The organism is Ruegeria sp. AD11(2025), from assembly GCF_056542405.1.
The window spans coordinates 192,249-214,019 of record NZ_JBQFZU010000001.1; the positions used below are offsets into that span (position 1 = coordinate 192,249).

The 21,771-nt window shown below is 59.0% G+C and carries 19 protein-coding genes; 7 read left to right on the forward strand and 12 right to left on the reverse strand.

What is annotated here, in order from left to right; all coding sequences use genetic code 11:
- Window positions 1–109 precede the first annotated feature (109 nt).
- Genes pgi through zwf form a run of 3 tightly spaced genes read right to left on the reverse strand, consistent with a single transcriptional unit; the run spans window position 110 to window position 3,842 of the window.
- On the reverse strand, window positions 110–1,720 hold the full coding sequence (gene pgi / locus ACR1XY_RS01045) for a glucose-6-phosphate isomerase (protein ID WP_480589253.1): 1,611 nt from the start codon (window positions 1,718–1,720) through the stop codon (window positions 110–112).
- Between the two features lie 5 nt (window positions 1,721–1,725).
- The gene (gene pgl / locus ACR1XY_RS01050) at window positions 1,726–2,397 is read right to left on the reverse strand and encodes a 6-phosphogluconolactonase (protein ID WP_480589255.1); all 672 of its coding nucleotides are present in this window, start codon (window positions 2,395–2,397) and stop codon (window positions 1,726–1,728) included.
- Complete coding sequence (gene zwf, locus ACR1XY_RS01055) at window positions 2,394–3,842, reverse strand: glucose-6-phosphate dehydrogenase (RefSeq protein ID WP_480589257.1); 1,449 nt, start codon at window positions 3,840–3,842, stop codon at window positions 2,394–2,396. The genes pgl and zwf overlap by 4 nt, the downstream gene beginning before the upstream one ends.
- 163 nt (window positions 3,843–4,005) lie before the next feature.
- On the opposite strand from zwf, the gene ACR1XY_RS01060 reads away from it, so the two are divergent.
- Window positions 4,006–4,959 (forward strand): radical SAM protein, encoded by a 954-nt coding sequence (locus ACR1XY_RS01060; protein WP_480589259.1) that lies wholly within the window; start codon window positions 4,006–4,008, stop codon window positions 4,957–4,959.
- Here ACR1XY_RS01060 and ACR1XY_RS01065 read toward each other — a convergent pair whose 3' ends face one another.
- On the reverse strand, window positions 4,960–5,655 hold the full coding sequence (locus tag ACR1XY_RS01065; RefSeq protein ID WP_480589261.1) for a lipid-binding SYLF domain-containing protein: 696 nt from the start codon (window positions 5,653–5,655) through the stop codon (window positions 4,960–4,962).
- 104 nt (window positions 5,656–5,759) lie between these two features.
- Window positions 5,760–6,029: an usg protein gene (locus ACR1XY_RS01070; protein ID WP_424833538.1), complete on the reverse strand. Its 270-nt coding sequence runs from the start codon at window positions 6,027–6,029 to the stop codon at window positions 5,760–5,762.
- Window positions 6,030–6,223: 194 nt separating this feature from the next.
- Between ACR1XY_RS01070 and gyrA the strand changes: the two genes are divergently transcribed.
- The gene (gene gyrA / locus ACR1XY_RS01075; RefSeq protein ID WP_480589263.1) at window positions 6,224–8,947 is read left to right on the forward strand and encodes a DNA gyrase subunit A; all 2,724 of its coding nucleotides are present in this window, start codon (window positions 6,224–6,226) and stop codon (window positions 8,945–8,947) included.
- Between the two features lie 248 nt (window positions 8,948–9,195).
- Here the strand turns inward: gyrA and ACR1XY_RS01080 are convergent, their stop codons facing one another.
- The 4 genes from ACR1XY_RS01080 to ACR1XY_RS01095 form a co-directional block, all read right to left on the reverse strand.
- The gene (locus ACR1XY_RS01080) at window positions 9,196–9,999 is read right to left on the reverse strand and encodes a hypothetical protein (RefSeq protein WP_480589265.1); all 804 of its coding nucleotides are present in this window, start codon (window positions 9,997–9,999) and stop codon (window positions 9,196–9,198) included.
- Between the two features lie 295 nt (window positions 10,000–10,294).
- The gene (locus ACR1XY_RS01085; protein WP_480589267.1) at window positions 10,295–11,764 is read right to left on the reverse strand and encodes a carboxypeptidase M32; all 1,470 of its coding nucleotides are present in this window, start codon (window positions 11,762–11,764) and stop codon (window positions 10,295–10,297) included.
- Between the two features lie 5 nt (window positions 11,765–11,769).
- On the reverse strand, window positions 11,770–12,915 hold the full coding sequence (ctaA, locus tag ACR1XY_RS01090; protein WP_480589269.1) for a heme A synthase: 1,146 nt from the start codon (window positions 12,913–12,915) through the stop codon (window positions 11,770–11,772).
- A 60-nt stretch (window positions 12,916–12,975) separates the two neighbouring features.
- Complete coding sequence (locus tag ACR1XY_RS01095) at window positions 12,976–13,719, reverse strand: RNA methyltransferase (RefSeq protein ID WP_480589271.1); 744 nt, start codon at window positions 13,717–13,719, stop codon at window positions 12,976–12,978.
- 153 nt (window positions 13,720–13,872) lie between these two features.
- Between ACR1XY_RS01095 and ACR1XY_RS01100 the strand changes: the two genes are divergently transcribed.
- The 4 genes from ACR1XY_RS01100 to ACR1XY_RS01115 all read left to right on the forward strand — a co-directional run bounded on the left by ACR1XY_RS01100 (window position 13,873) and on the right by ACR1XY_RS01115 (window position 17,080).
- Window positions 13,873–14,490, forward strand: coding sequence for a thiamine phosphate synthase (locus ACR1XY_RS01100; RefSeq protein ID WP_480589273.1), 618 nt, complete (start codon window positions 13,873–13,875; stop codon window positions 14,488–14,490).
- Between the two features lie 45 nt (window positions 14,491–14,535).
- Window positions 14,536–15,429 (forward strand): PfkB family carbohydrate kinase, encoded by an 894-nt coding sequence (locus ACR1XY_RS01105; RefSeq protein WP_480589275.1) that lies wholly within the window; start codon window positions 14,536–14,538, stop codon window positions 15,427–15,429.
- Entirely contained in the window at window positions 15,426–16,334 is a 909-nt protein-coding gene (locus ACR1XY_RS01110) for a pseudouridine-5'-phosphate glycosidase (RefSeq protein ID WP_480589277.1), read from the forward strand. Before ACR1XY_RS01105 ends, ACR1XY_RS01110 begins: the two co-directional genes overlap by 4 nt.
- A gap of 68 nt (window positions 16,335–16,402) precedes the next feature.
- Window positions 16,403–17,080: a DUF502 domain-containing protein gene (locus ACR1XY_RS01115; protein WP_480589279.1), complete on the forward strand. Its 678-nt coding sequence runs from the start codon at window positions 16,403–16,405 to the stop codon at window positions 17,078–17,080.
- Here the strand turns inward: ACR1XY_RS01115 and ACR1XY_RS01120 are convergent, their stop codons facing one another.
- From ACR1XY_RS01120 to ACR1XY_RS01130, 3 genes are read right to left on the reverse strand one after another with little or no spacing between them, the layout of a single operon-like run.
- Complete coding sequence (locus ACR1XY_RS01120) at window positions 17,081–18,109, reverse strand: patatin-like phospholipase family protein (protein WP_480589498.1); 1,029 nt, start codon at window positions 18,107–18,109, stop codon at window positions 17,081–17,083.
- Window positions 18,110–18,118: 9 nt separating this feature from the next.
- Window positions 18,119–18,430, reverse strand: coding sequence for a hypothetical protein (locus ACR1XY_RS01125; protein ID WP_480589281.1), 312 nt, complete (start codon window positions 18,428–18,430; stop codon window positions 18,119–18,121).
- Window positions 18,431–18,466: 36 nt separating this feature from the next.
- Window positions 18,467–19,240, reverse strand: a complete 774-nt coding sequence (locus ACR1XY_RS01130; protein WP_480589283.1) for a 3-hydroxybutyrate dehydrogenase — start codon at window positions 19,238–19,240, stop codon at window positions 18,467–18,469.
- Window positions 19,241–19,532: 292 nt separating this feature from the next.
- Between ACR1XY_RS01130 and ACR1XY_RS01135 the strand changes: the two genes are divergently transcribed.
- Window positions 19,533–21,347, forward strand: coding sequence for an extracellular solute-binding protein (locus ACR1XY_RS01135; RefSeq protein WP_480589285.1), 1,815 nt, complete (start codon window positions 19,533–19,535; stop codon window positions 21,345–21,347).
- Window positions 21,348–21,771: the final 424 nt, after the last annotated feature.

The following is a 21,771-nucleotide window of genomic DNA, read 5'->3' on the forward strand; positions in this document are numbered from 1 at the left end:
GCCCGGGCGTTATGGCTCTTGCTTGGGAGGGAATCCTGCCGACTATTTATTTTTCTGACAACAAAAGAATGCAGCCCGCCGCAGCAACAGCCTGCGAGGTTACGCTTACTTAATCCCTGTGGCGCATCGCATAGGCGACCAGCGCGGCGGTCGAACCGTCCTTGCCGTCCGCGCTTGCCTCACAATCCACAATCGGCCCAAGCGAGGTCGCCAGCTCCTTACCCAACTCCACCCCCCACTGGTCAAACGAGTTGATCCCCAGCAGCACCCCTTCGACAAAGACGCGGTGTTCGTAAAGTGCAATGATCTGGCCCAGCACAAAAGGCGTCAGCTTCGGATAGATCAGGGTCGTGGACGGCCGATTGCCCGGGAACACGCGGTGACGGGCCTGACGCTCCAACTCGTCGCCTTGCAATCCCTTGTCGGCCATGCGCTGCCGCGCCTCATCCAGCGACCGGCCGCGCATCAGCGCTTCGGACTGGGCCAGGCAATTGGCCAAAAGCAACCGGTGGTGGTGGGCCAGTTCGGGCTCATGCCCCTCGGCGGCGACCATGAACTCGCAGGGGATTACGTCGGTTCCCTGATGGATCAGTTGATAAAACGCGTGCTGGCCGTTGGTGCCGGGCTCGCCCCAGACTACCGGGCCAGAGGGCAAGGTAAGCGAGCTGCCATCCATGGCAACGGACTTGCCGTTTGATTCCATCTCGAGCTGCTGGAAGTAGGCCGGCAGGCGCAGCAAGCGCTGATCATAAGGCAAAACCGCTCGACTGGTGTGGCCCAGAACCTGCCGGTGCCAGATGCCGACAAGCGCCAGCATCACCGGCATGTTCTCCACCCAGTTCGCGGCCCGGAAATGCGCGTCCATCGCTTGCCCTCCGCGCAGGAAAGCGTCAAAGGCGTTAGAGCCAACAGCGATCATCACTGGCAGGCCCACCGGACCCCAGACCGAGTAACGCCCGCCGACCCAATCGGCAAAGCCGAACACGCGATCTACGGGGATGCCGAAGGCTTCGGTCTTATCCACGGCGCTGGACACAGCGGCAAACTGCTTGGACGGATCGCCCCCACCGTCCACCATCCAAGCCCGCGCGGTGCGGGCGTTGGTCATGGTCTCGATAGTGGTAAAGGTTTTGGACGCCACGATCACCAGCGTCCGCGTCGGATCAAGCTGTCGCAGCGTATCGGCGATGTGGGCACCATCCACATTGGACACATAGTGCAACCTTGGACCGTCGTGATACGGTGACAGCGCATGTGTCGCCATCACCGGACCCAGATCGGAACCGCCAATGCCGATATTCACCACATCGGTGAAACTGCCCCCTGCCCCGGTGATTGCACCACCGCGCACCTGTTCGGCAAAGACCCGCATTCGCTGTAGCGTGTCCAGCACGTCTGGCATCACATCCAGACCGTCAACCTCGACCGGACCACCGTCCAGGTTACGCAATGCCGTGTGCAACACCGCGCGCCCTTCGGTTTCGTTGATCTTTGCCCCCGAGAACATCGCCTCGCGCCGCTCGGCCAGCCCGGCCGCGTCGCATAACTGGATCAGCGCATTCCGGATCTCTGCATCGATTTGGGTTTTCGAGTAATCGAACAACAGATCACCGGTCGAGGCCGAAAACACCCCGGCCCGGTTTGCATCCTTGCCGAACTGATCGAGGATGGTCTGGTCTTTCCGTTCGTTGGCCAAGGCGGTGAGTCTATCCAGTTGCATCGCGTTTACTCCGCCCAATGAACTGTCATGCCGCCCAGGACCGCCGCAATGGGCGCCTCTTCCGGCGGCAGGGACATGGCCTGTTCCAGCGCGTCTCGCTTGGCCGCGCCAAAGATAATCAAGTGTTTGGACAAGGCGCCGTCCAGAACCGGAGCGGTCAGCGTGATCCGGGGCTCAGGCTGCACATCGGTTCGCGCAACCGCCAGCGGGGGCGCGTGACTGTCAAGCGCGGCCTCAAGCCCATCCATGCCCGGGAACAGAGACGCAGTATGCATGTCCTGTCCCATGCCTAGAACCAACACCGACAAGGGACGGATCGGCGCTATCAGGCTTTCGAGTTCCGGCAGCACGTCCTCGGGCTCTTCGCCGGGCACGTAAAGGGGGATGTATTGCGCCGACGAGGCGCGGTTGGTCAGCAGCCGCTCGCGGATCAGGCGTTCGTTCGAACGCTCATGGTCGCCGGGTACACAGCGTTCATCAGTGGGCAGAACTCGCACCCGGTCCCACTCTAAGTCTGCAGCGCACAAAACGTCGAAAACCGGGCCGGGCGTGGTGCCCCCCGGAACCGCCATCGAGACCACGTCATGATGCAGCAAGGCAGATTCCAGTTCGCCCGCCAACACATTTGCAACGTCGATGGCCAGCATATCCCTGTCGGCGTATTCCTGTAGTTTCATGGGTTTATCCCTTGCCAGCGGCGACCGTCTCGTTTCATCAGCAGCTCGGCGTCGCCCGGGCCAGTGCTGCCACTTTCATAGGGTTTGGGGACATCTCCACGCGCCTGCCAGCCCGCGACGATCGGGTCGGTCCAAGCCCACGCAGCCTCGACCTCGTCGCCGCGCATGAACAGGGTCTGGTTGCCGCGGATCACGTCCATCACCAGCCGCTCATAAGCATCCGGCGGGTCCTGGTTTTCCGGTCCCAGCGCCTCGGCAAAACTCATGTCCAGCGGCACGTCGACCAGACGCATCCCCCCCGGACCCGGCTCTTTGATGGTCACCTTCAGCGTGATGCCTTCGTTCGGCTGCAGCCGGATCGACAACACGTTAGCGTGCCGCCCGGCATCCGCACCAAAGATCGAATGCGGCGCGTCCTTGAACATCACATTGATAACCGAGGACCGCGCCACCAGTCGCTTGCCCGTCCGCAAGTAGAACGGAGTCCCCGCCCACCGCCAATTGCTGACATGCGCCTTCAGCGCTACATAGCTTTCCGTAGTCGAGCGCGGATTGCCCACGACCTCACGATAGCTCGGGCCGTCGCCTTCGAACTGGCCGCGCACGATGTGATGCGGCTCTACCGGGTCCAGCGCGCGAATCACTTTCAGCTTTTCGTCCCGCACCGCATTCGGGTCAAACTTAGCCGGAGGCTCCATCGCGATCAGACAGAGCAGCTGCATCAGGTGGTTCTGCATCATGTCGCGCATGGCACCCGCGCGATCATAGTATTCCTCGCGCCCGTCGATGCCAACGGATTCGGCCACCGTGATCTGGATGTGATCGACATACTGGCTGTTCCAAAGCGGCTCGAACAGCATATTGCCAAACCGTACGGCCATCAGGTTCTGAACAGTTTCCTTGCCCAGATAGTGATCGATCCGGTAAATCTGTCCTTCGGAAAAGTGTCTGGCCAACGTCGCATTCAAGGTTCGGGCACTCTCCAGATCGTGACCGAACGGTTTTTCCACAACAATCCGCGTTTGCTCCGTCGCCAGCTTGTGTGATTTGATGCTTTCCGCCAACGGACCAAACAAGCGCGGCCCGACCGAGAAATAAAAGGCTCGCACCCGTTCGACGGTCAGTTTTGCCGCCAGCAGGTCCCACCCCTCATCCGACAGTGCATCCAGCGGCACATAGTCGACACGTTGCAGAAAAGAATTCAGCGCATCGACATCCTGACATTGCCGGGGCGCATGACTGCGCAACGATTCGGCGACGATGTCCCTGAACGCATCCCGGTCATAGACGGCACGAGCGGCACCGATGATCTGCACGTTATCCGGCCATTGCCCCGCACAAAACCTCCGGAACAGAGCCGGAAGGATCTTGCGCTGTGCAAGATCGCCGGTACTGCCGAAAATGACCAGATCGAACGGGTCAACGGGTATGACACGAGAAACCATGTGTTTTCCCTACCTTACCCCTGCGGACATGTCTAATGTTAGCGCAATCATTTTTGGTATTTTTTTGCTCATCAAAACTCTGTCAGGTGCGGCGCGATGCCCTTAACTAACCGGTACTGAAAGGCTAAGTCACTTCTTAGACAGCACAGAACCGGATACCGGAATGAAAGACAACGCCCCACAGAGCGCCAATATCGGCAAGTTTCAGGACAAATTAGTGACAGCTGACGGGCAAACGCGGGCCTCCGTTGCGCTCAGCAATCCGGAAACGCTTTGGTTCAACACCGGTACCTTGTGCAACATCGAATGCCTCAACTGCTATATCGAAAGCAGCCCGACCAATGATGCGCTGGTCTATATCACCGCCGATGAGGTGCGGGATTACCTGGACCAGATCGAAGCCCGCAACTGGCCGGTTCGCGAGATCGGGTTCACCGGGGGTGAGCCTTTCATGAATCCCGAAATGATTGCCATGACCCAAGCCGCGCTGGATCGGGGCTACGAAGTGTTGATCCTGACAAACGCAATGCAGCCGATGATGCGCCGCAAGATGCGCGAGGGTCTGCTCAACCTGAAACGTGACTTTGGCGACAAGCTGACGCTGCGGATTTCGGTCGATCATTACCGTCCCGAATTGCATGACGAAGAACGCGGCAAAGGCAGCTTCGCCAAAACCCTGGTTGGAATGGAATGGCTGCGTGACAATGGCTTCAACATGACCGTCGCCGGGCGCACCGTCTGGGGCGACACCGATGCCGAAAGCCGTGCCGGGTATGAGGCGTTCTTCAAGCAACACAGCTTGGACATCGACGCGCAAAACCCCGGTCAAACCGTTCTGTTCCCCGAGATGGACGAGGCTGTCGAGGTTCCTGAAATCACCACCGCCTGCTGGGGCATTTTGAACAAGTCACCCGATGCCGTGATGTGCGCCAGCGCCCGAATGGTCGTGAAACGCAGGGGCGCAAACCGTCCGGCGGTTCTGGCTTGCACCCTGCTGCCTTACGCGCCTGAGTTCGAGATGGGTCATACTCTGGCCGAGGCCGAAGCAGACGTGCACCTGAACCACCCGCATTGCGCCAAATTCTGCGTTCTGGGCGGAGCCAGCTGCTCGGGTTGATCAATTCAGTTCGGGGGATTTCCAGAATTTCGTGCCGGACGCTCCGGCCGAGACCCGCCAGCCTTTCTTGCCCAACACAAAGAACGAGCGGCCATCGGTGAACCGCACGGTCTCTCCGCTGCGGTCTTCGCCGTACATAGCCCCGGTTTCCGCGGTCGCGTCGTAGCCGTGTTCAATGAATTTTTCCAGATCAGCCGGGGTTTCGAACAGGATCACGAATTTGGTCTCGAACCCGCCGATGCCCACAGCCGCGCCAACGCCGCCCGTCCCCATGTTCATATAGGTGTGTTGGCCTGTGTCTTTTGATACCGCCACCCCACGTCCATACCCGGCCGAGACCGGGAACACTGTAACCTTGCGCGAGTCGAACACCGCATAGCCTGCGCTGATGCCGAACAACTCGTCCGCCTCGGGGTTTTCCGCCAGTAGCTGGGTCAGAACCTCGCTGACCATCAGGTCCAACTTGGCGCGGGTCTCTTCCGGCGTGGCCTCGTTCGTCACCAGATCGGCGGTCGAGTTGACAGTCTCGCTGACGACTTCAGCGCCTTTTTCCACGGTGTCACCCACCGCTTCGGCCCCGTGCCCGATGGCATCGGCCGCGTTTTCCGCACCTTTTTTGATTTTGTCCAGAACGCCCTCGGAGGCGGCAGGTCCACCGATCAACAAAGCGGCAGCAAAAAACAATACTCGGGACATAAAGCGAATCCGTATGTGACCAACAATTTGGTCGACACCATAACCCAAGCACTAAAAAAATAATGCGACTCAATCGTTACTGGCCAAAAAACATGGCCTGATACTCAATTCACCCTGAATTCACCCACCATATTGCGCCATTCTCCGGGCGCGATCATCTTGCGGTGCGTGAACCGGACCGAGTGTAGCGGGCCTTCAATCTCGCGCTGCCAGAACTCGACAAATTCGAAGAGCTTCGGATGGTCCGGTGCCAGATCGTAATCCTGCCAGATGAACGTGTTCAGAACGTGGATATAGTCGGGCATGTGGTAGAAGAATTCTGCCGTCGTCAGCCCGTACCCCTTGAGCATCAATTCGGTTTCGCTTTGCTCCATGCAGACCTCCAATTTTGTTGCAAGGTCTCTTCATAGTAGCACAAAAACCTCCTAATCCTTAGTTAACAATATGTTACTCTGGTGTTACCGGTGTTTTTAGTGCTTAAAAGGGTTGCTTGCTTGCACCTTATGTGCCGGGTCTGATAAGGTACATCCACAAGATATAGACCCAGAACAATACACGGGCAGTTTACGTGAGCGATACGCCAGATACTCCTGAAAACATGGATGAAACCCCGCCCGAGCGCCCCGTTTACGACGGCCCGACGGTCTCCATCGAATCCGAAATGCGGACATCGTACCTCGATTACGCGATGTCGGTCATCGTCAGCCGCGCGATCCCTGATCTGCGCGACGGGTTGAAACCGGTGCACCGGCGGATTCTGTACGGCATGCACGAGGCGGGAAACACGCACGATAAACCCTATCGGAAATCGGTGCGGCCCGTATCCGATGCGATGGGTAAGTATCACCCGCACGGCGACAGCGCGATCTATGATGCGCTGGTTCGGATGGCGCAGGATTTCTCGATGTCCGTGCCGTTGCTTGACCCGCAGGGCAACTTTGGCTCGATGGACGGCGATAACCCCGCTGCGATGCGTTATACCGAAGTCCGCATGGCGAAAGTGGCCCAATCGCTGCTGGTGGATATCGACAAGGATACGGTTGATTTCCAGGACAACTACGATGGTAAGGATCGTGAGCCTGTCGTGCTGCCGGCCCGCTATCCGAACATGCTGGTCAACGGTGCCGGTGGTATCGCCGTCGGCATGGCCACGAATATCCCGCCCCACAATCTGGGTGAAGTTGTCGAAGCTACGCTGGCCCTGATCGAAGACCCCGACCTGACGTCCGAGCAACTGATCGAATACGTCCCCGGCCCCGATTTTCCGACCGGCGGCGTGATGCTGGGCCGTTCAGGCGCGCGCAAGGCCTATCTGGAAGGGCGCGGCAGCGTCATCATCCGCGCCAAGACCCGTGTCGAGGAACTGCGCAAGGATCGCTACGCCATCGTCGTGGATGAGATCCCCTATCAGGTGAACAAGGCATCGATGATCGAAAAGATCGCCGAAGCCGTGCGCGAGAAGCGCATCGAAGGCGTTGCCCATGTTCAGGACGAATCCGACCGCAACGGAGTGCGCGTCGTCGTCGAACTGAAACGCGATGCGACGCCCGAAGTGGTGCTGAACCAGCTCTATCGTTTCTCGCCGATGCAGACATCCTTTGGCTGCAACATGCTGGCCCTGAACGGTGGCCGTCCCGAGCAACTGACCCTGCGCCGGTTCCTGACCTCGTTCATCGACTTCCGCGAGGATGTCGTGGCGCGCCGCACTGCCTATGACCTGCGCAAAGCGCGTGAGCGCAGCCACATTCTGTGCGGCCTGGCCGTGGCCGTTTCCAACGTCGACGAAGTGGTCGCCACCATCCGGTCGTCTGCCGACGCGGCGCAAGCGCGTGAAAAGCTGATGACCCGCCGCTGGCCCGCCGCCGAGATCGAGGGCTATCTGCGTCTGATCGACGACCCTCTGTCCAAAATGAACGACGACGGCACCTATAACCTGACCGAGGTTCAGGCCCGCGCCATCCTCGACCTGCGCCTGCAGCGTCTGACCCAAATTGGCGTCAAGGAGGTCACGGACGAGCTGGAAGAATTGGCCGCTAAGATCAAGGAATATCTGGATATTCTATCCTCGCGCGAGCGCATCATGTCGATCATCGGTGATGAGCTGCGCAGCGTGCGTGAGCAGTTTGCCGTTCCCCGCCGCACTGAGATCGTCGACTGGTCCGGCGATATGGAAGACGAAGATCTGATCGAACGCGAAGATATGGTCGTGACGGTCACCTCGGGCGGTTACATCAAGCGCACGCCGCTGGCCGATTTCCGCGCCCAGAAACGCGGCGGCAAGGGCCTGTCTGGGATGCAGACCAAGGAAGAGGATGTAGTTACCAACCTCTTCGTGGCCAACACCCACACGCAGCTGCTGTTCTTCACAACCGACGGCATGGTCTACAAGCTCAAGACCTGGCGCCTGCCGCAATCGGGCCGGACCGGTAAGGGCAAAGCCATCGTTAACATCCTGCCAATCCCGACCGGAGTTTCCATCGCGGCTATCATGCCCGTGGATGTGCCGGATGAAGAGTGGGAGAACCTGCAGATCGTCTTCGCCACCAGCGCGGGCGATGTGCGGCGCAACCGTCTGTCGGACTTCACCAACGTTCGTCGCAACGGCAAGATCGCGATGAAGCTGCCAGAGGATGTGGAACTGGTAAATGCCCGCATCTGTTCCGAGGATGAAGACGTGATGCTGGTCACCAATTCCGGCCGCGCGATCCGCTTCCGGACCACAGATGTGCGCGTCTTCAACTCGCGCGAATCCACCGGTGTGCGCGGGATCAGGCTAACCAATGGCGACCGCGTCGTTTCGATGTCGGTGATCCGCCACTTTGAGGCCGGGCCGGATGAACGTGCCGCCTACCTGAAGATGCGCCGCGCCGTGGCTGGCATCGCCGATGATGGTGAGACCGATGAGGATGAAGCAACCCCCGGCACCATCACGCAGGAGCGCTATGCCGAAATGTCGGCCGCCGAAAACCTGATCCTGACGATCACGACGGGCGGCTCGGGCAAGCTCAGCTCCAGCCACGATTATCCAGTTCGCGGACGCGGTGGTATGGGCGTCGCGGCGATGGACAAGGCAATGCGCGGCGGCGCGCTTGTGGCCTCGTTCCCGGTCGAGATTGACGACCAGATCATGCTGGCCACATCCAAGGGCCAGTCGATCCGGGTGCCGGTGGACGGCATTTCCTTCCGATCCCGCAGCGCAGGCGGCGTGAAGGTGTTCAACACCGGCAAGGGCGAAGAGGTCGTCAGCGTCGCCTGGATCGCCGATCAAGGCGAAGAAGAGACCGAGGAGTGACTTATCGTGCATGAAACCTGAGGCGGTTACGCCTCGGGTTTAGTGTGATTTTCCGATCGTTCTCCGGACAAAGCTGACTTTCATCTGCCTTGAACCAATGACATTTCTTGTCACAAAAGCAGACATTGCTCACTTAGGCTCAGGACCCATTTCCTATCCCCTAATCAGGGCCAGAATCTTCAGGATTACCGCGGACGGCATCAACCGTTAATCTATCTTCCCTACAAATTCTCGTAAGTCATGCAGTTTCACTCTTGAAACATTTTTGAGCGCACTCTGTTCAGATCTCGCAAAATAGCCGCAGGGCATTTGAAAGAACTATTTTTCAACTCTTTTCTACAAAAGGATGAAGCAATAAGTAGCTGAGGAATCTCACTTTTATCGATTAAGGCCCTTTCACCGGGCACGCCAGGAATGTCACTGTATGTTATTTTCGTAAGAGTAGTTAAAATACCAAAGGAAGATGGGACCATTTCATCGATACACTTATTCCGTTCCTGGACCGGAAGATTTGAATCAACGACAGATACTAACGCATTGATTTCGTTGTCTTCATTTGCCCACCAATCACCAAAGCACCCCGGAAGTCTCTCGGTTATTCCGCGCTCTATGATTTGTCTTGTAGCAGGATCTGTACGGCTGAAATCTATCGTATCTTGGTCCAAGAACAGTCCGCCGTTCCGGGTGTTGTGTGCGCCTTCTGTATCGGCAAATACGACCACAAAGTTAGAGCTTTGTCTGATTGCAGATTTTACTGAAAACCAATCACTTACCTCGCCGCTCATCTTAAACTTCACACCGGCATAGTCGGAATACACTCTTGCCAAAGACGCGGCATAAAGTGCTTCCGAAGAGGTAGTCTGACCCACGATCTCCATATCAATATCGCGGGTCCAATGACTTAGAATATCTACCTCATGATTTTCTGCTGTGTATCGGTTTGTTGGGTTGGCAGATCCTGTATTGGAACTGCCCGCATGCAGAGGGCCACTGAACAGAACCAAGCTTACAACTTGAAAAAGATTCCTGATATTGATTGTGTTCGTGGTCACAATTGATCCTCTCGACAAAGCTCAAAAAAGCTGCGGTCAGGCATCACTCATCTCAGTAAGTTAGTCAATTCTGAGTTGTTCAATCCTGTCAGATTCACCAGGCAGCTCCAAATTGAGGCTTTTTTTGCAAATATCTTCGAAATATGGCGGCAGGTTGAACCCGCGATGCTTTGAAAGCTAGATTCGCAAACTCCTGCAAGGGGCAGAATGGGCTCTAATCAGACATTGCGCAATTCTCAACCGGGTCGATCCTTGAACTAAAACGGTCTCGCAGAGCCATGCAATAACCGCAGCATTAAAGTTCGTATAGCGACCCAAACTTCTGCTCCAAATACGTCAAAAACGGCTCTGGCCCCGGCTCCATTCCGCTGGCGCGCTGGATGGTCTTGCACGGGGCGTATAGGCCGCCGTGGCGCTGCAGCTTTTCGCGCAACCAGCCTGTTGCTCCGGATGTATCACCCGCGGCCAGTTGTCCATCCAGATCCGGCACCGAAGCCCGCAGCGCCTGATAGAGGCAGCCAGCATAGACATTGCCCAGCGAATAGGTCGGGAAATAGCCGAACAGCCCGACCGACCAATGCACATCCTGCAGGCACCCGTTCGAGGGCTTATCGACCGCATAACCGAAATCGGCCTTGAACCGGTCGTTCCACGCGGCCTCCAGATCGCTGACCTGCAGGTCTCCGGCCATCAGGGCGCGTTCCAGATCAAAGCGCAGCATGATGTGCAGGTTGTATTGCACCTCATCGGCCTCGGTGCGGATATAGCCGTTATGGACACCATTGACCGTGGCATAGAAAGCGTCGGCATCCGCGACCCCGAAATCGCCGAACGTTTCGACCATCTGATTGTAGAGCCAGCCGGTGAAGGCGCGTGAGCGGCCCAGCTGGTTTTCGTAAATCCGGCTTTGGCTTTCATGCACGCCCATCGAAACACCCTGCCCCAGCGGTGTCAGCAGAAAATCCGGGTCGATGCCCTGCTCATAGGCGGCGTGGCCGACTTCATGAATGGTCGAATAGAAGCAGTTGAACGGGTCGAGCTCGCTGGTACGGGTGGTAATGCGCACGTCCAGCCCGCTGCCCGAGCTGAACGGATGTACCGCCTTGTCGACGCGACCGGTGTTCAGATCATAGCCGAAGGTGGTCGCCAGCTTCTGCGACAGACGCATCTGGGCCAGTTCGTCGAACCTTCCGGTCAAAGCTTGCGGTGATGGTTTGTCCAGAACGGCCGCGCGCAGGGCCACCAGACGCGGGCGCATCTGGTCGAAAATATCGGCAATCTGTGCGCCTGTTGTGCAGGGTTCGTAATCCTCGACCATGGCGTCATAGACATCGCCGCCTTGCGCCAACGCCGCGCCCTCTTCTCGTTTTAGCGCCACGACTTCTTGCAGCACGGGCAAGAACGCCGCCACGTCCTCATTCGCACGGGCCTGCGCCCAGGTGCCTTGCGCTGCCGAGGTCACACGCGCAATGGCTTTGGCCAAATCGGCAGGTACTTTGACCGTCCGTTCATAAGATCGGCGGATGTCACGTAGTTGGGCACGGGCGACATCGTCTTGTGGATCGGCCTGCTCCAGCCACTCGGCCACGCGCGGGTCGGATCGGCGGGCGTGCAGCACCGCCTCGATCGCGGCCATCTCCTCGGCGCGTTGCGGGGCTGCGCCGCGCGGCATTACTGTTTCCTGATCCCATCCCAGCCGCCCGGCAATCTGCCCGAGGGCCGAGGTTTCGCGCTGAAAGGCCATCAGGTCGTCATAGGCGGTCATCAGGGTCAGGCTCCGCGGATTGAGGTGGCTATGGGGTACGCGGTCAGGAACCGCGCGCGCAGGATCAAGGTCCAAACCACGACGGCCATGAACTGGTGGAAAATGGCAAGCTGCCACGGGGCCGCGTAGACAACGGTCAGGATACCGATCACAACCTGCAATGACAGCGCCGCAAAGACTGCGTTGAAGGCGAACCGCGTCTGCGGATGCGCGCTGTTGCCGCCACGCCGCCAGACGAAGATGGCGAAAATGAACAGCAGGTATCCCGCACAGCGGTGGATGAACTGGACCAGACCGGGGCTTTCAAAGAAATTGCGCCACATCGGTTCCAGCATCGCAGCGTCAGGCGGCAACAGCTGCCCGCCGATCAGCGGCCAGTCGGTGTAAGACCGACCCGCGTCGATCCCGGCCACCAACGCGCCAATCAGAATTTGCAGAAACGCAAAGTGCATCAAGCCAGTCGACAGCGAGAACAATTTTGCCTCTTTCGCGCGGCGGGCTTGCATCAAGTCGCGTTCTTCGCGGCCCAGTACAAAGATATACCACGCCAGGAAGCCAAGGATCACGAAGGCCAAGCCCAGATGCACCGCCAAGCGATAGCTGGCGACGGCGATCATGCCCTCACCCTGTGTCACGCCCGAGGCCACCATCCACCAGCCGACAGCACCCTGAACACCGCCCAAGACACCGGGGATCAGCAGCTTGCCGGTCCACCCGGTCGGGATTTTACGCGCGACGAGGAAGCCGAAGAACCCAAGCGCCCAGACCAGACCGATCACGCGGCCCAGTTGGCGGTGGCCCCATTCCCACCAGTAAATGGATTTGAAATCACTGAGCTCCATCCACTGGTTCTGGATGCGCCACTGGTCGATCTCTTTGTACTTGTCGAACTCGGCTTGCCAGTCGGCCTCGGTCATCGGCGGGATGGCCCCGGTGATCGGTCGCCATTCGGTGATCGAAAGGCCACTGTCGGTCAAGCGCGTCAGGCCGCCGACCGCGATCATCACAACGACCAGCGCGAACAGGATCATCAGCCAGACGCGGATCGCACCGCGCGCGCCGCCCCGGCCCCGGTCAATCATGCCGGGCTGCACCGCCTGTTGTTTCTCGGTGTCCGAGACCTCTTCGAAGATGCTGCGCTTACCGCTCATGCCGTCCTCATGTCCTGATTTTCGTCGCAAGCTAGGGCCTGAGTGGAGATAGGTCCAGCCTCAGCCCTTTTCCTTCCAGCGGACCATCTGCCGCATGATCCCGTGCAGCATCTGTACATCCGCCCGCGTCATCCGCATCCGCGACCACAGATTGCGCAGGTTGGTCTTCATCCCTTCGGCCTTTTCCGGCGGATAAAAGAAGCCCGCCTCTTCCAGCCGGTCTTCGTAGTGTTCGACCAGCTTTTCAACCTCGATCCCAGTGGCCCAGTCGCCCTTGCCCAGATCGGTGGCCTCATGCACCACGTCTCCGGTCTGGCGCATCCATTCATAGGCAGTCAGCAGCACGCATTGGCCAAGGTTCAACGAGGCATATTCCGGGTTCACCGGCACCGAGATGATGGCGTTGGCCTTGGCGATATCTTCATTCTCAAGCCCTGCCCGTTCGGGGCCGAAGAGCACCGAGACCTTCTCGCCTGCCGCCACCTTTTCGGCCGCGATCTGCATGGCGCGCTCCGGGCTGAAAACCGGCTTGGTCAGGCCACGCTGCCGCGCCGTCGTGGCAAAGACAAAGGTACTGTCGGCCAAAGCACCACCCAGGTCATCGAACAGCTGTGCCTCATCCAGCAACCGCCCCGCGCCGCTGGACATCGCCACCGCCTTGGGATTCGGCCACCCGTCCCGCGGCGCCACGATCCGCATCCGGTCCAGCCCGAAATTCCACATCGCCCGCGCGGCGGCACCGATGTTTTCGCCCATCTGCGGGCGCACAAGCACAAAGGAGGGCTGAGATTTGTCGCTGGGCATGGCTGTCTCCGGAAAACTTCGGGATGCTGTAATAGGCGTACCCCAACAGGGCAAGGCGCTGAGGTGGCAATTTACCCCTCGAATGCCATAAAAGTTTGCTTCCCCTGCGCAATCCGCTAAACCGCGCCAAAGACAAAAGACGAAGGACGCGCCATGGACACCCCTGAGCAGCCGCAGATTTACCTGATTACGCCTCCGGCCATTGCGCTCAGCACTTTCCCCGAGCAGTTGGGCCGCGTGCTGGACAGCACCGAAATCGCCTGTATCCGGCTGGCTTTGGCGGGCAATGACGAAGACACCATCGCCCGCGCCGCCGATGCCTGCCGCGAGGTGGCACATGCGCGCGACGTGGCGATCGTGATCTCGAACCACGTTCTGCTGGCGCAGCGTTTGGGGCTGGACGGGGTGCATCTGGACGACGGTGCACGCTCGGTTCGGGCCGCGCGCAAGGAATTGGGCGCGGATGCCATCGTCGGCAGCTTCTGCGGGGCGTCCAGCCATGATGGCATGACCGCCGGTGAAGCGGGCGCAGATTATGTGGCCTTCGGGCCGGTCGGTACGTCGACCCTAGGCGATGGAACCACCGCTGAAACGGACCTGTTCCAGTGGTGGTCCGAGATGATCGAAGTGCCGGTTGTCGCCGAAGGCGGCCTGACCGCTGACCTGATCCGCAAACTCTCGCCCCATACCGATTTCTTCGGCATCGGCGATGAAATCTGGTCGCAGGGCGACCCGGTCGCCAAGCTGAAGACCCTAACCGACGCGATGTGAGCGTTAACCCTTGCGCCCGCGTCGGGGCTGCGGCAAGAGTTCGGCATGACTCAGAACAGCGAAATCCTGTGTATCGGCTCGGTCCTGTGGGACGTGATCGGACGCTCGGCCAGCGCAATGCGGCAAGGTTCAGACGTGCCGGGGCGGATCACCCGCCTGCCCGGCGGCGTGGCCATGAACATTGCCATGACGTTGGTGCGCTTCGGCATGACCCCGACCCTGCTGACCGCCATTGGCCGCGACCCCGAAGGCGACGAGCTGGTCAACGCCTGCACCCGACTGGGAATGGTAACAGACCATGTCTACCGCTCTCAGGACTTGCCGACCGATCGCTATATGGCGGTCGAGGGCGCTAATGGCCTGATCGCCGCTATTGCCGACGCGCATTCCTTGGAGGCTGCGGGGGCCAAGATTCTGCGCCCTTTGATGCATGGTCCGTTAGGCAATGAGAATGCGCCGTTCGAAGGCCCCGTCGCTTTGGACGGCAACCTGACGCTGACCCTGCTGGAAGAAATCGCCCAAAGCCCGGCATTTACGCGGGCCGATCTGCGTGTGGCCCCGGCCTCACCTGGTAAGGCCGAACGCCTGTTGCCATTCCTGAAGCACGCCCGCGCGACGCTTTATGTGAACCTCGAAGAGGCAGGCATCCTGTGTCAGCGTGAATTCACGGATTCCGAGAGCGCCGCCAAAGGTTTGCTGGGCCGTGGTGCGTTGCGGGTGCTGGTCACGGATGGCGGCAACTCGGCCACCATTGGTAGCGCAGATGGAATCCTGACTCAAACACCACCGTCGGTTCTGGTCACCCGTGTGACCGGTGCAGGCGACACATTCATGGCTGCCCATATCGCATCAGAATCCGGCGGAGCATCTAACGAGGAGGCCCTGACCCGCGCTCTGAACGCCGCCGCAACATACGTATCCGGAGAAACCCCACTGTGATCGACATCCAATATTCCGCCGAGGTCCGGGCCGCAAAAGACTCAGGCCAACCCATCGTCGCGCTCGAAAGCACTATCATCACCCACGGGATGCCCTACCCGCAGAACATCGAGGTTGCGGCACAGGTTGAACAGGACATCCGCGACGCGGGCGCTGTTCCGGCCACGATTGCGGTGATTAACGGCAAACTGCACGTAGGCCTGGAAGCTGACGAGTTGAGTGCACTGGGTCAGGCCCAAGGTGTTGCCAAACTGTCTCGCGCCGACATGGCCGCCTGTATCGCCACCGGTGGCACCGGGGCCACCACGGTGGCCGCGACCATGATCGCGGCGCATTTTGCCGGGATCGAGGTCTTTGCCACTGGCGGCATTGGCGGCGTGCATCAGGGGGCCGAAACCACGTTCGACATCTCCGCAGACCTGCACGAGCTGGCGCAAACCCCGGTAACCGTTGTAGCGGCGGGCGCGAAAGCGATCCTTGATCTGGCGAAAACGCTGGAAGTTCTGGAAACGCTAGGCGTTCCGGTTATCGCCCATGGTCAGGACGAATTTCCTGCCTTTTGGTCTGCCCAATCGCCCTATGCCGCGCCCCTGCGCATGGACACGGCCGAGGACATCGCCAAAGCGCACGCCACCCGCCGCGCGCTTGGCCTGCCCGGAGGTCAGCTGATCGCCAACCCGATCCCCGCCGCCGACCAAATTCCAGCCGAGGAACTGGCCCCCATCATTGCGTCGGCCCAGGCCGACGCCGACACTCACCGGATCACCGGCAAAGGCGTCACGCCCTACCTTCTTCAGCGGATTTACGAACAAACCGAGGGCCGTTCGCTGACCGCCAATATCGCACTGGTGCGCAACAACGCGAAACTGGCCGCCGGGATCGCGCGGGCACTGAACGCAGACTGAGTGACATAAGCCTATTGTACCAAGGCCCCGGACTGCTTAACTAAATCCGCAAACCGCTCAGGATCGCAATGAACACACCGTTTGACGAAGAACCCCATCGCCGTCCGGGCCTGTTTTCCCGGCTGCGCGCGTCGTTCCTGACGGGCATCGTCGTCATTGCACCTGTGTGGCTGACTATCTGGCTGATCTGGTCGGTAGTCGGTTGGATCGACAGCGCAGTTCTACCGCTGGTGCCGCAACGGTTCCAACCACAGGAATATGTAGGTATCAACCTGCGTGGTGTCGGGGTGGTCATCTTCCTGATATTTACCGTCCTGGTGGGCTGGATCGCCAAAGGCATTCTGGGTCGGTCGCTGATCCATTTCGCTGAAAGCCTGGTAAACCGAATGCCCGTAGTCCGCTCGGTCTACTCCGGGATCAAGCAGATCTCGGAAACGGTGTTTGCCCAGACCGAACGGTCGTTCGAGAAAGCCTGCCTGATCCAGTACCCTCGCCGCGGCATCTGGGCGATTGGTTTCGTCTCGACCACCGCCAAGGGCGAGGTCAGCGAACGCGCTGAAACCGGTGGTGAGCTGCTGAGCATTTTTGTCCCGACCACGCCCAACCCGACCTCGGGCTTTCTGCTGTTCTTCCCCGAAGAGGACGTGATCCTGCTGGACATGTCGATCGAGGAGGCCGCGAAGCTGGTGATTTCCGCCGGGCTTGTCTATCCGAACGAAAAAGACCCGACGCAGCCGCCTGAGTGATCAGCCGAACATTTCGGGCAGGTTGACTGTGCTGCGCTCGCCAAGATCGGCCTTGTGATCATTGATAAACCGATGCGCCGCCGCGCGCCCTGCCTCTTTCAGCTTATGCAGGACCACCGGGTTCGGCACCGTCTTAGTCGCCACCGACAGATCGTTCATCAATTCGTCATCCGCAATCATGTGGATCAGAACGCGGCTCATTTCTCCGGCCTTCAGCTTCCCTTCGGCCAGCAGCCGCTGAACGAAACTGATCGCGCGCAACTCGCGGAAGAGGGAGGAGTTAAAGCTTATCTCGTTGATCCGGTTCTGGATTTGCTGCGGCGTTTTCGGCGCCTCGTCGCGCTCCAGCGGATTGATGTTCACGATCACCACGTCATCTGGCAGATCATTGTTAAACAGCGGGTACAGCGCCGGATTGCCGGTATAACCGCCATCCCAATAAGCCTCGGTCCGGCCCGATTTGGGATCGAAGATTTCAACCGCCTGAAACAGTGTTGGCAGGCACGCCGAGGCCAAAATCGCATCTGTCGAAATCTCATCTCCGGTGAACACCCGAATCTTGCCGCTGCGCACACAAGTCGCGCAGACATGCAAACGCGGGCCTTCGTCGGCGCATATCTCATCAAAGTTGAACCGGTCCACCACCGGCTCCAGCGGGTTGCGGTAGAACGGACCATAGGCATAGGGCGACACCAGCCGCGACCAGGCGTCTCCGACCGAAAACGGCAGAGAGTACTCCATCGCCTGTGCAATCTGCGCCGGCTCTATGGCCTGCATCCAGTTGGCAAGGCGCATGTCACCGACAGCACCCATCCGCTCCCACAGTCCATTCAGATTGGCGCGCGCACCGTCGCGCCCATCCCGGACCATGCCGGACTTGAAAGCCGCCCCATTGAGCGCCCCGGCTGAGGTTCCGGTGATCGCCGCAACCTCGATATCCTCCTCATCCAGCAGCCGGTCGAGAACACCCCATGTGAACGCGCCATGCGCGCCGCCGCCTTGCAAGGCCAGATTGATCCGTTTCACGATGGGCCTCCTTCACTCGCTTTTGGAAGCAACTTCTAGCGCTTGATCAAATTCGTCTCTCGAGATTTCATCGGTGTAACCACCTTCCCATTCTTCTTCAAATTCATCCAGAGTTTCGAGTGCGATAGATAAATTGCCATAAAGATATGAATCATCGACTTCTTGGATTCTTGGGAGCCTATTTGACGCTTTTGAAACAGGGCAGTAGTAGCTAATGCAAGTCAACATCCGCCCGTCATCCGCGAACCGAAAATACTGCAAGCACGGTGTGTCTTGCGCTTTTGGCTCAACAAGTTTGAAGTAGCGATAAACAGTCTTCGCCATTAGCTTGCAATCCTTCCTTAGATCAGACGGCAAACGTCACAACGCCGTCCAGCCACCATCCACCGAAATCGTCGTCCCGGTAATCTGCGCCGCTGCGTCCGAGCACAGGAACACCGTGGTGCCGCCCAGTTGTTCAACCGTCGCAAACTCTTTCGAGGGCTGACGTTCCAACATGACGTTCTTGATCACGTCCTCGCGGCTCATGTCGTATTCTTTCATCGTATCAGGGATCTGCGCCTCGACCAGCGGCGTCAAAACATAACCCGGGCAAATCGCATTGCAGGTGATCGGCTCCTGCGCGGTTTCCAGCGCCACGGTCTTGGTCATCCCGACGACGCCGTGCTTGGCCGCGATATAGGCCGCCTTATAGGGCGACGCCGTCAACCCATGCGCCGAGGCGATATTCACGATCCGCCCCCAACCAGCCGCCCGCATCATCGGCAGCGCTGCCGCCATTGTGTGAAAGGCCGAGTTCATGTTGATCGCGATGATCGCGTCCCATTTATCGACCGGGAACTGATCAATAGGCGCGACGTGCTGAATGCCCGCGTTGTTTACCAGGATGTCGCAAGCCCCTGCCTTTTCGATCAGCGCACGGCATTCGCCGGCAACGGACATGTCCGCTTTGATGTAACGCGCCTTGGTGCCAGTCTCTTGCGCAATCTCAGCGGCCAGCGCGTGATCTTCATCCCGGTCGGTGAACGAGTTCAGAACCACGTCGGCCCCGGCCTTCGCCAGCTCGCGCGCGACGCCCAGACCGATCCCCGAATTCGACCCCGTGATGATCGCTGTTTTTCCCGAAAGGTTCATGGGCTCTCTCCCTCAAAATCTGCTTCCCACGCACAGTGCCATGCTGCATCTGCAAAGAAAACGGGGAAACAACCGGCTTCTATAGCCACACAAAAAAATGCCAAAAAAAACGCCCGCACGAAGCGGGCGTTAAGTTATTGAGGCAGGTTTCATACAGGCAAGAAACCTATCGAGCAGTGCACCCTTTATACGCAATTCCCCGCCTTCGTCCAAGCTAAAAGTTTGAAAACAAGAAAAATCATCGGTACGGTGAATCCCAACAAAATAAGGCCAGAGCAGGATTGTTTCCAAAATGCGCCCCGATTTTCTACGACCCGTTCGCCCTGTGATTGCGGGAATCGCTTCTGTTTTTGCCGCCACAATTGCTTATGCAGAATCGGCCCATGGCATAGCTATGTACGGTGACCCTGCCCTACCACCGGATTTTGTGTCTCTGCCCTATGCCAACCCCGAGGCGCCGAAAGGCGGTAAAGTTGTTTTTGGCAATACCGGCGGCTTTAACAGTCTGAACCCCTTTGTACAAAAAGGCACCGTGCCCTGGCAGCTTCGTTTCTGGACGCACGAAAGCCTGATGGGCCGATCCTGGGACGAACCTTTCACTCTTTACGGGTTGTTAGCCGAATCAGTTGAGACCGCTCCTGACCGGTCCTGGGTCGAATTCACCCTGCGCGAAAACGCCAGGTTTTCGGATGGCACCCCGGTAACCGTGGACGATGTTATCTGGTCGTATCAGATGCTGGGCACCGAAGGGCACCTTCGTTATCGCGGGCTGTGGGGCAAGATCGACAGCATCGAACAAACCGGCCCGCGCTCGGTACGGATTACCTTCAACGAGCCGGATCGGGAACTGGCCCTGATCACCGGCCTCCGCCCGATTCTGCAGAAAGCGCAGTGGGAGGGGAAGAGTTTTGCCGACGCGGCGCTGCATGATGTCCCGGTCGGATCGGGGCCTTATGTGGTCGATGACTATGAGGCCGGTCGCTATGTGACCCTGCGCCGCGACCCCGACTATTGGGGGGCCGATATCCCCTTCCGGCGCGGCACCATGAACCTCGATGAGATGCGGATCGAATTCTACGGAGACGGCACAGTCCTGTTCGAGGCGTTCAAGGCTGGCGAACTGACGGCGGTACGGGAATTCAATGCTGACAAATGGGACACGCAGTACAACTTCCCCGCCGTGCAACGCGGCGATGTCATCAAGACCGAGATCCCGCACGGCAAGCCGTCGGGCATGACCGGGTTCGTCATGAACACCCGCAAAGCCCCCTTCGACGATTGGCGTGTGCGCGAGGCGCTGATGTTGGCGTTCAACTTCGAATACATCAACGATACAATCACCGGCGGCACACAACCGCGGATCACCTCATATTTTTCCGGTTCTGATCTGGGTATGCAGCCCGGTCCCGCCACCGGCCGCGTTGCCGAGTTGCTGCAGCCATATGCCGACGACCTGCCACCCGGCGCACTTGAAGGGTATGCCCTGCCTGTGGGCGACGGCTCGGCCCGCAACCGCACCAATATCCGCAAGGCGAACCAGCTGTTGACCGAGGCGGGCTGGACCGTCCAGGACGGCGTGCTGCGCAGTCAGAACGGCGAAGACTTCACCGTCACCGTCCTGCTGCAACAAGGTGATACCGAGGGCCAGACGGCCATCGAAATTTTTACCCGTGCGCTTGAAAGGCTCGGGATTCAGGTCGCCGTCGAACAAGTGGACAGTGCCCAGTTTACCGGTCGTAATGCCGAACTTGATTTCGACATGACCTTCTTCCGCCGTGCCATGTCCCTGTCGCCGGGCAATGAACAGCGCCTGTATTGGGGCAGCGAAAACGCCGACACTCCGGGCACGCGCAACCTGATGGGTGTTGCTTCTCCGGCGGTGGACGGGTTGATCGACGCGATGCTGGGATCGGAAAGTCGCGAGGATTTCGTGGCCGCCACCCGCGCCCTGGACCGGGTTCTGACCGCTGGGCGCTATGTCATCCCGATCTGGAATTTCGACGTCGGACGCATCGCTCATGCCAAAGAGCTGAAACAGCCCCAGACCGTGCCAATTTATGGTGATGGGCCGGAGTATATGCCACAGGTTTGGTGGTACGAAGAGTGACCAAATCGGCCGGATCGTTGGCGCGATCGGCCCCTTAGCCTCCAACGCGCGGATTGCTCACATCTGCAGGTTAGTATCTTAAGTTGTGTCATGCCAAATGGTCGCACCTTTCGGCGGAATTTGGCACACGCACCAAATACACCCATATATCGTGCAGACATATCTGAAGCCGTCTACATATAGCGAAAACACCCATTTCCAGCTAATGCCCAAAAAATAACCACAAGGGGCTTTACGGATCGCCCCCCAACGATATAGCCTACCCGTGTTTTGGCGCACCGGTTGATCGGATTAATTGTGAAAAATTCGCTAGATAGCTGATCGTTGGACGCGTCAGACTCGAGTTTTGCGGACCGGCCTCCACTCACTCACACCTCAGGTCCGTAGGCCCGTCGCGCGATCAGTGTGGCGGGCCTCTTTAACC

Coding starts and splice junctions, on each gene's coding strand:
- pgi (WP_480589253.1), bottom strand. CDS start 1,720: ATGCAACTGGATAGACTCACCGCCTTGGCCAACGAACGGAAAGACCAG.
- pgl (WP_480589255.1), bottom strand. CDS start 2,397: ATGAAACTACAGGAATACGCCGACAGGGATATGCTGGCCATCGACGTT.
- zwf (WP_480589257.1), bottom strand. CDS start 3,842: ATGGTTTCTCGTGTCATACCCGTTGACCCGTTCGATCTGGTCATTTTC.
- ACR1XY_RS01060 (WP_480589259.1), top strand. CDS start 4,006: ATGAAAGACAACGCCCCACAGAGCGCCAATATCGGCAAGTTTCAGGAC.
- ACR1XY_RS01065 (WP_480589261.1), bottom strand. CDS start 5,655: ATGTCCCGAGTATTGTTTTTTGCTGCCGCTTTGTTGATCGGTGGACCT.
- ACR1XY_RS01070 (WP_424833538.1), bottom strand. CDS start 6,029: ATGGAGCAAAGCGAAACCGAATTGATGCTCAAGGGGTACGGGCTGACG.
- ACR1XY_RS01085 (WP_480589267.1), bottom strand. CDS start 11,764: ATGACCGCCTATGACGACCTGATGGCCTTTCAGCGCGAAACCTCGGCC.
- ctaA (WP_480589269.1), bottom strand. CDS start 12,915: ATGAGCGGTAAGCGCAGCATCTTCGAAGAGGTCTCGGACACCGAGAAA.
- ACR1XY_RS01095 (WP_480589271.1), bottom strand. CDS start 13,719: ATGCCCAGCGACAAATCTCAGCCCTCCTTTGTGCTTGTGCGCCCGCAG.
- ACR1XY_RS01100 (WP_480589273.1), top strand. CDS start 13,873: ATGGACACCCCTGAGCAGCCGCAGATTTACCTGATTACGCCTCCGGCC.
- ACR1XY_RS01105 (WP_480589275.1), top strand. CDS start 14,536: ATGACTCAGAACAGCGAAATCCTGTGTATCGGCTCGGTCCTGTGGGAC.
- ACR1XY_RS01115 (WP_480589279.1), top strand. CDS start 16,403: ATGAACACACCGTTTGACGAAGAACCCCATCGCCGTCCGGGCCTGTTT.
- ACR1XY_RS01125 (WP_480589281.1), bottom strand. CDS start 18,430: ATGGCGAAGACTGTTTATCGCTACTTCAAACTTGTTGAGCCAAAAGCG.
- ACR1XY_RS01130 (WP_480589283.1), bottom strand. CDS start 19,240: ATGAACCTTTCGGGAAAAACAGCGATCATCACGGGGTCGAATTCGGGG.
- ACR1XY_RS01135 (WP_480589285.1), top strand. CDS start 19,533: ATGCGCCCCGATTTTCTACGACCCGTTCGCCCTGTGATTGCGGGAATC.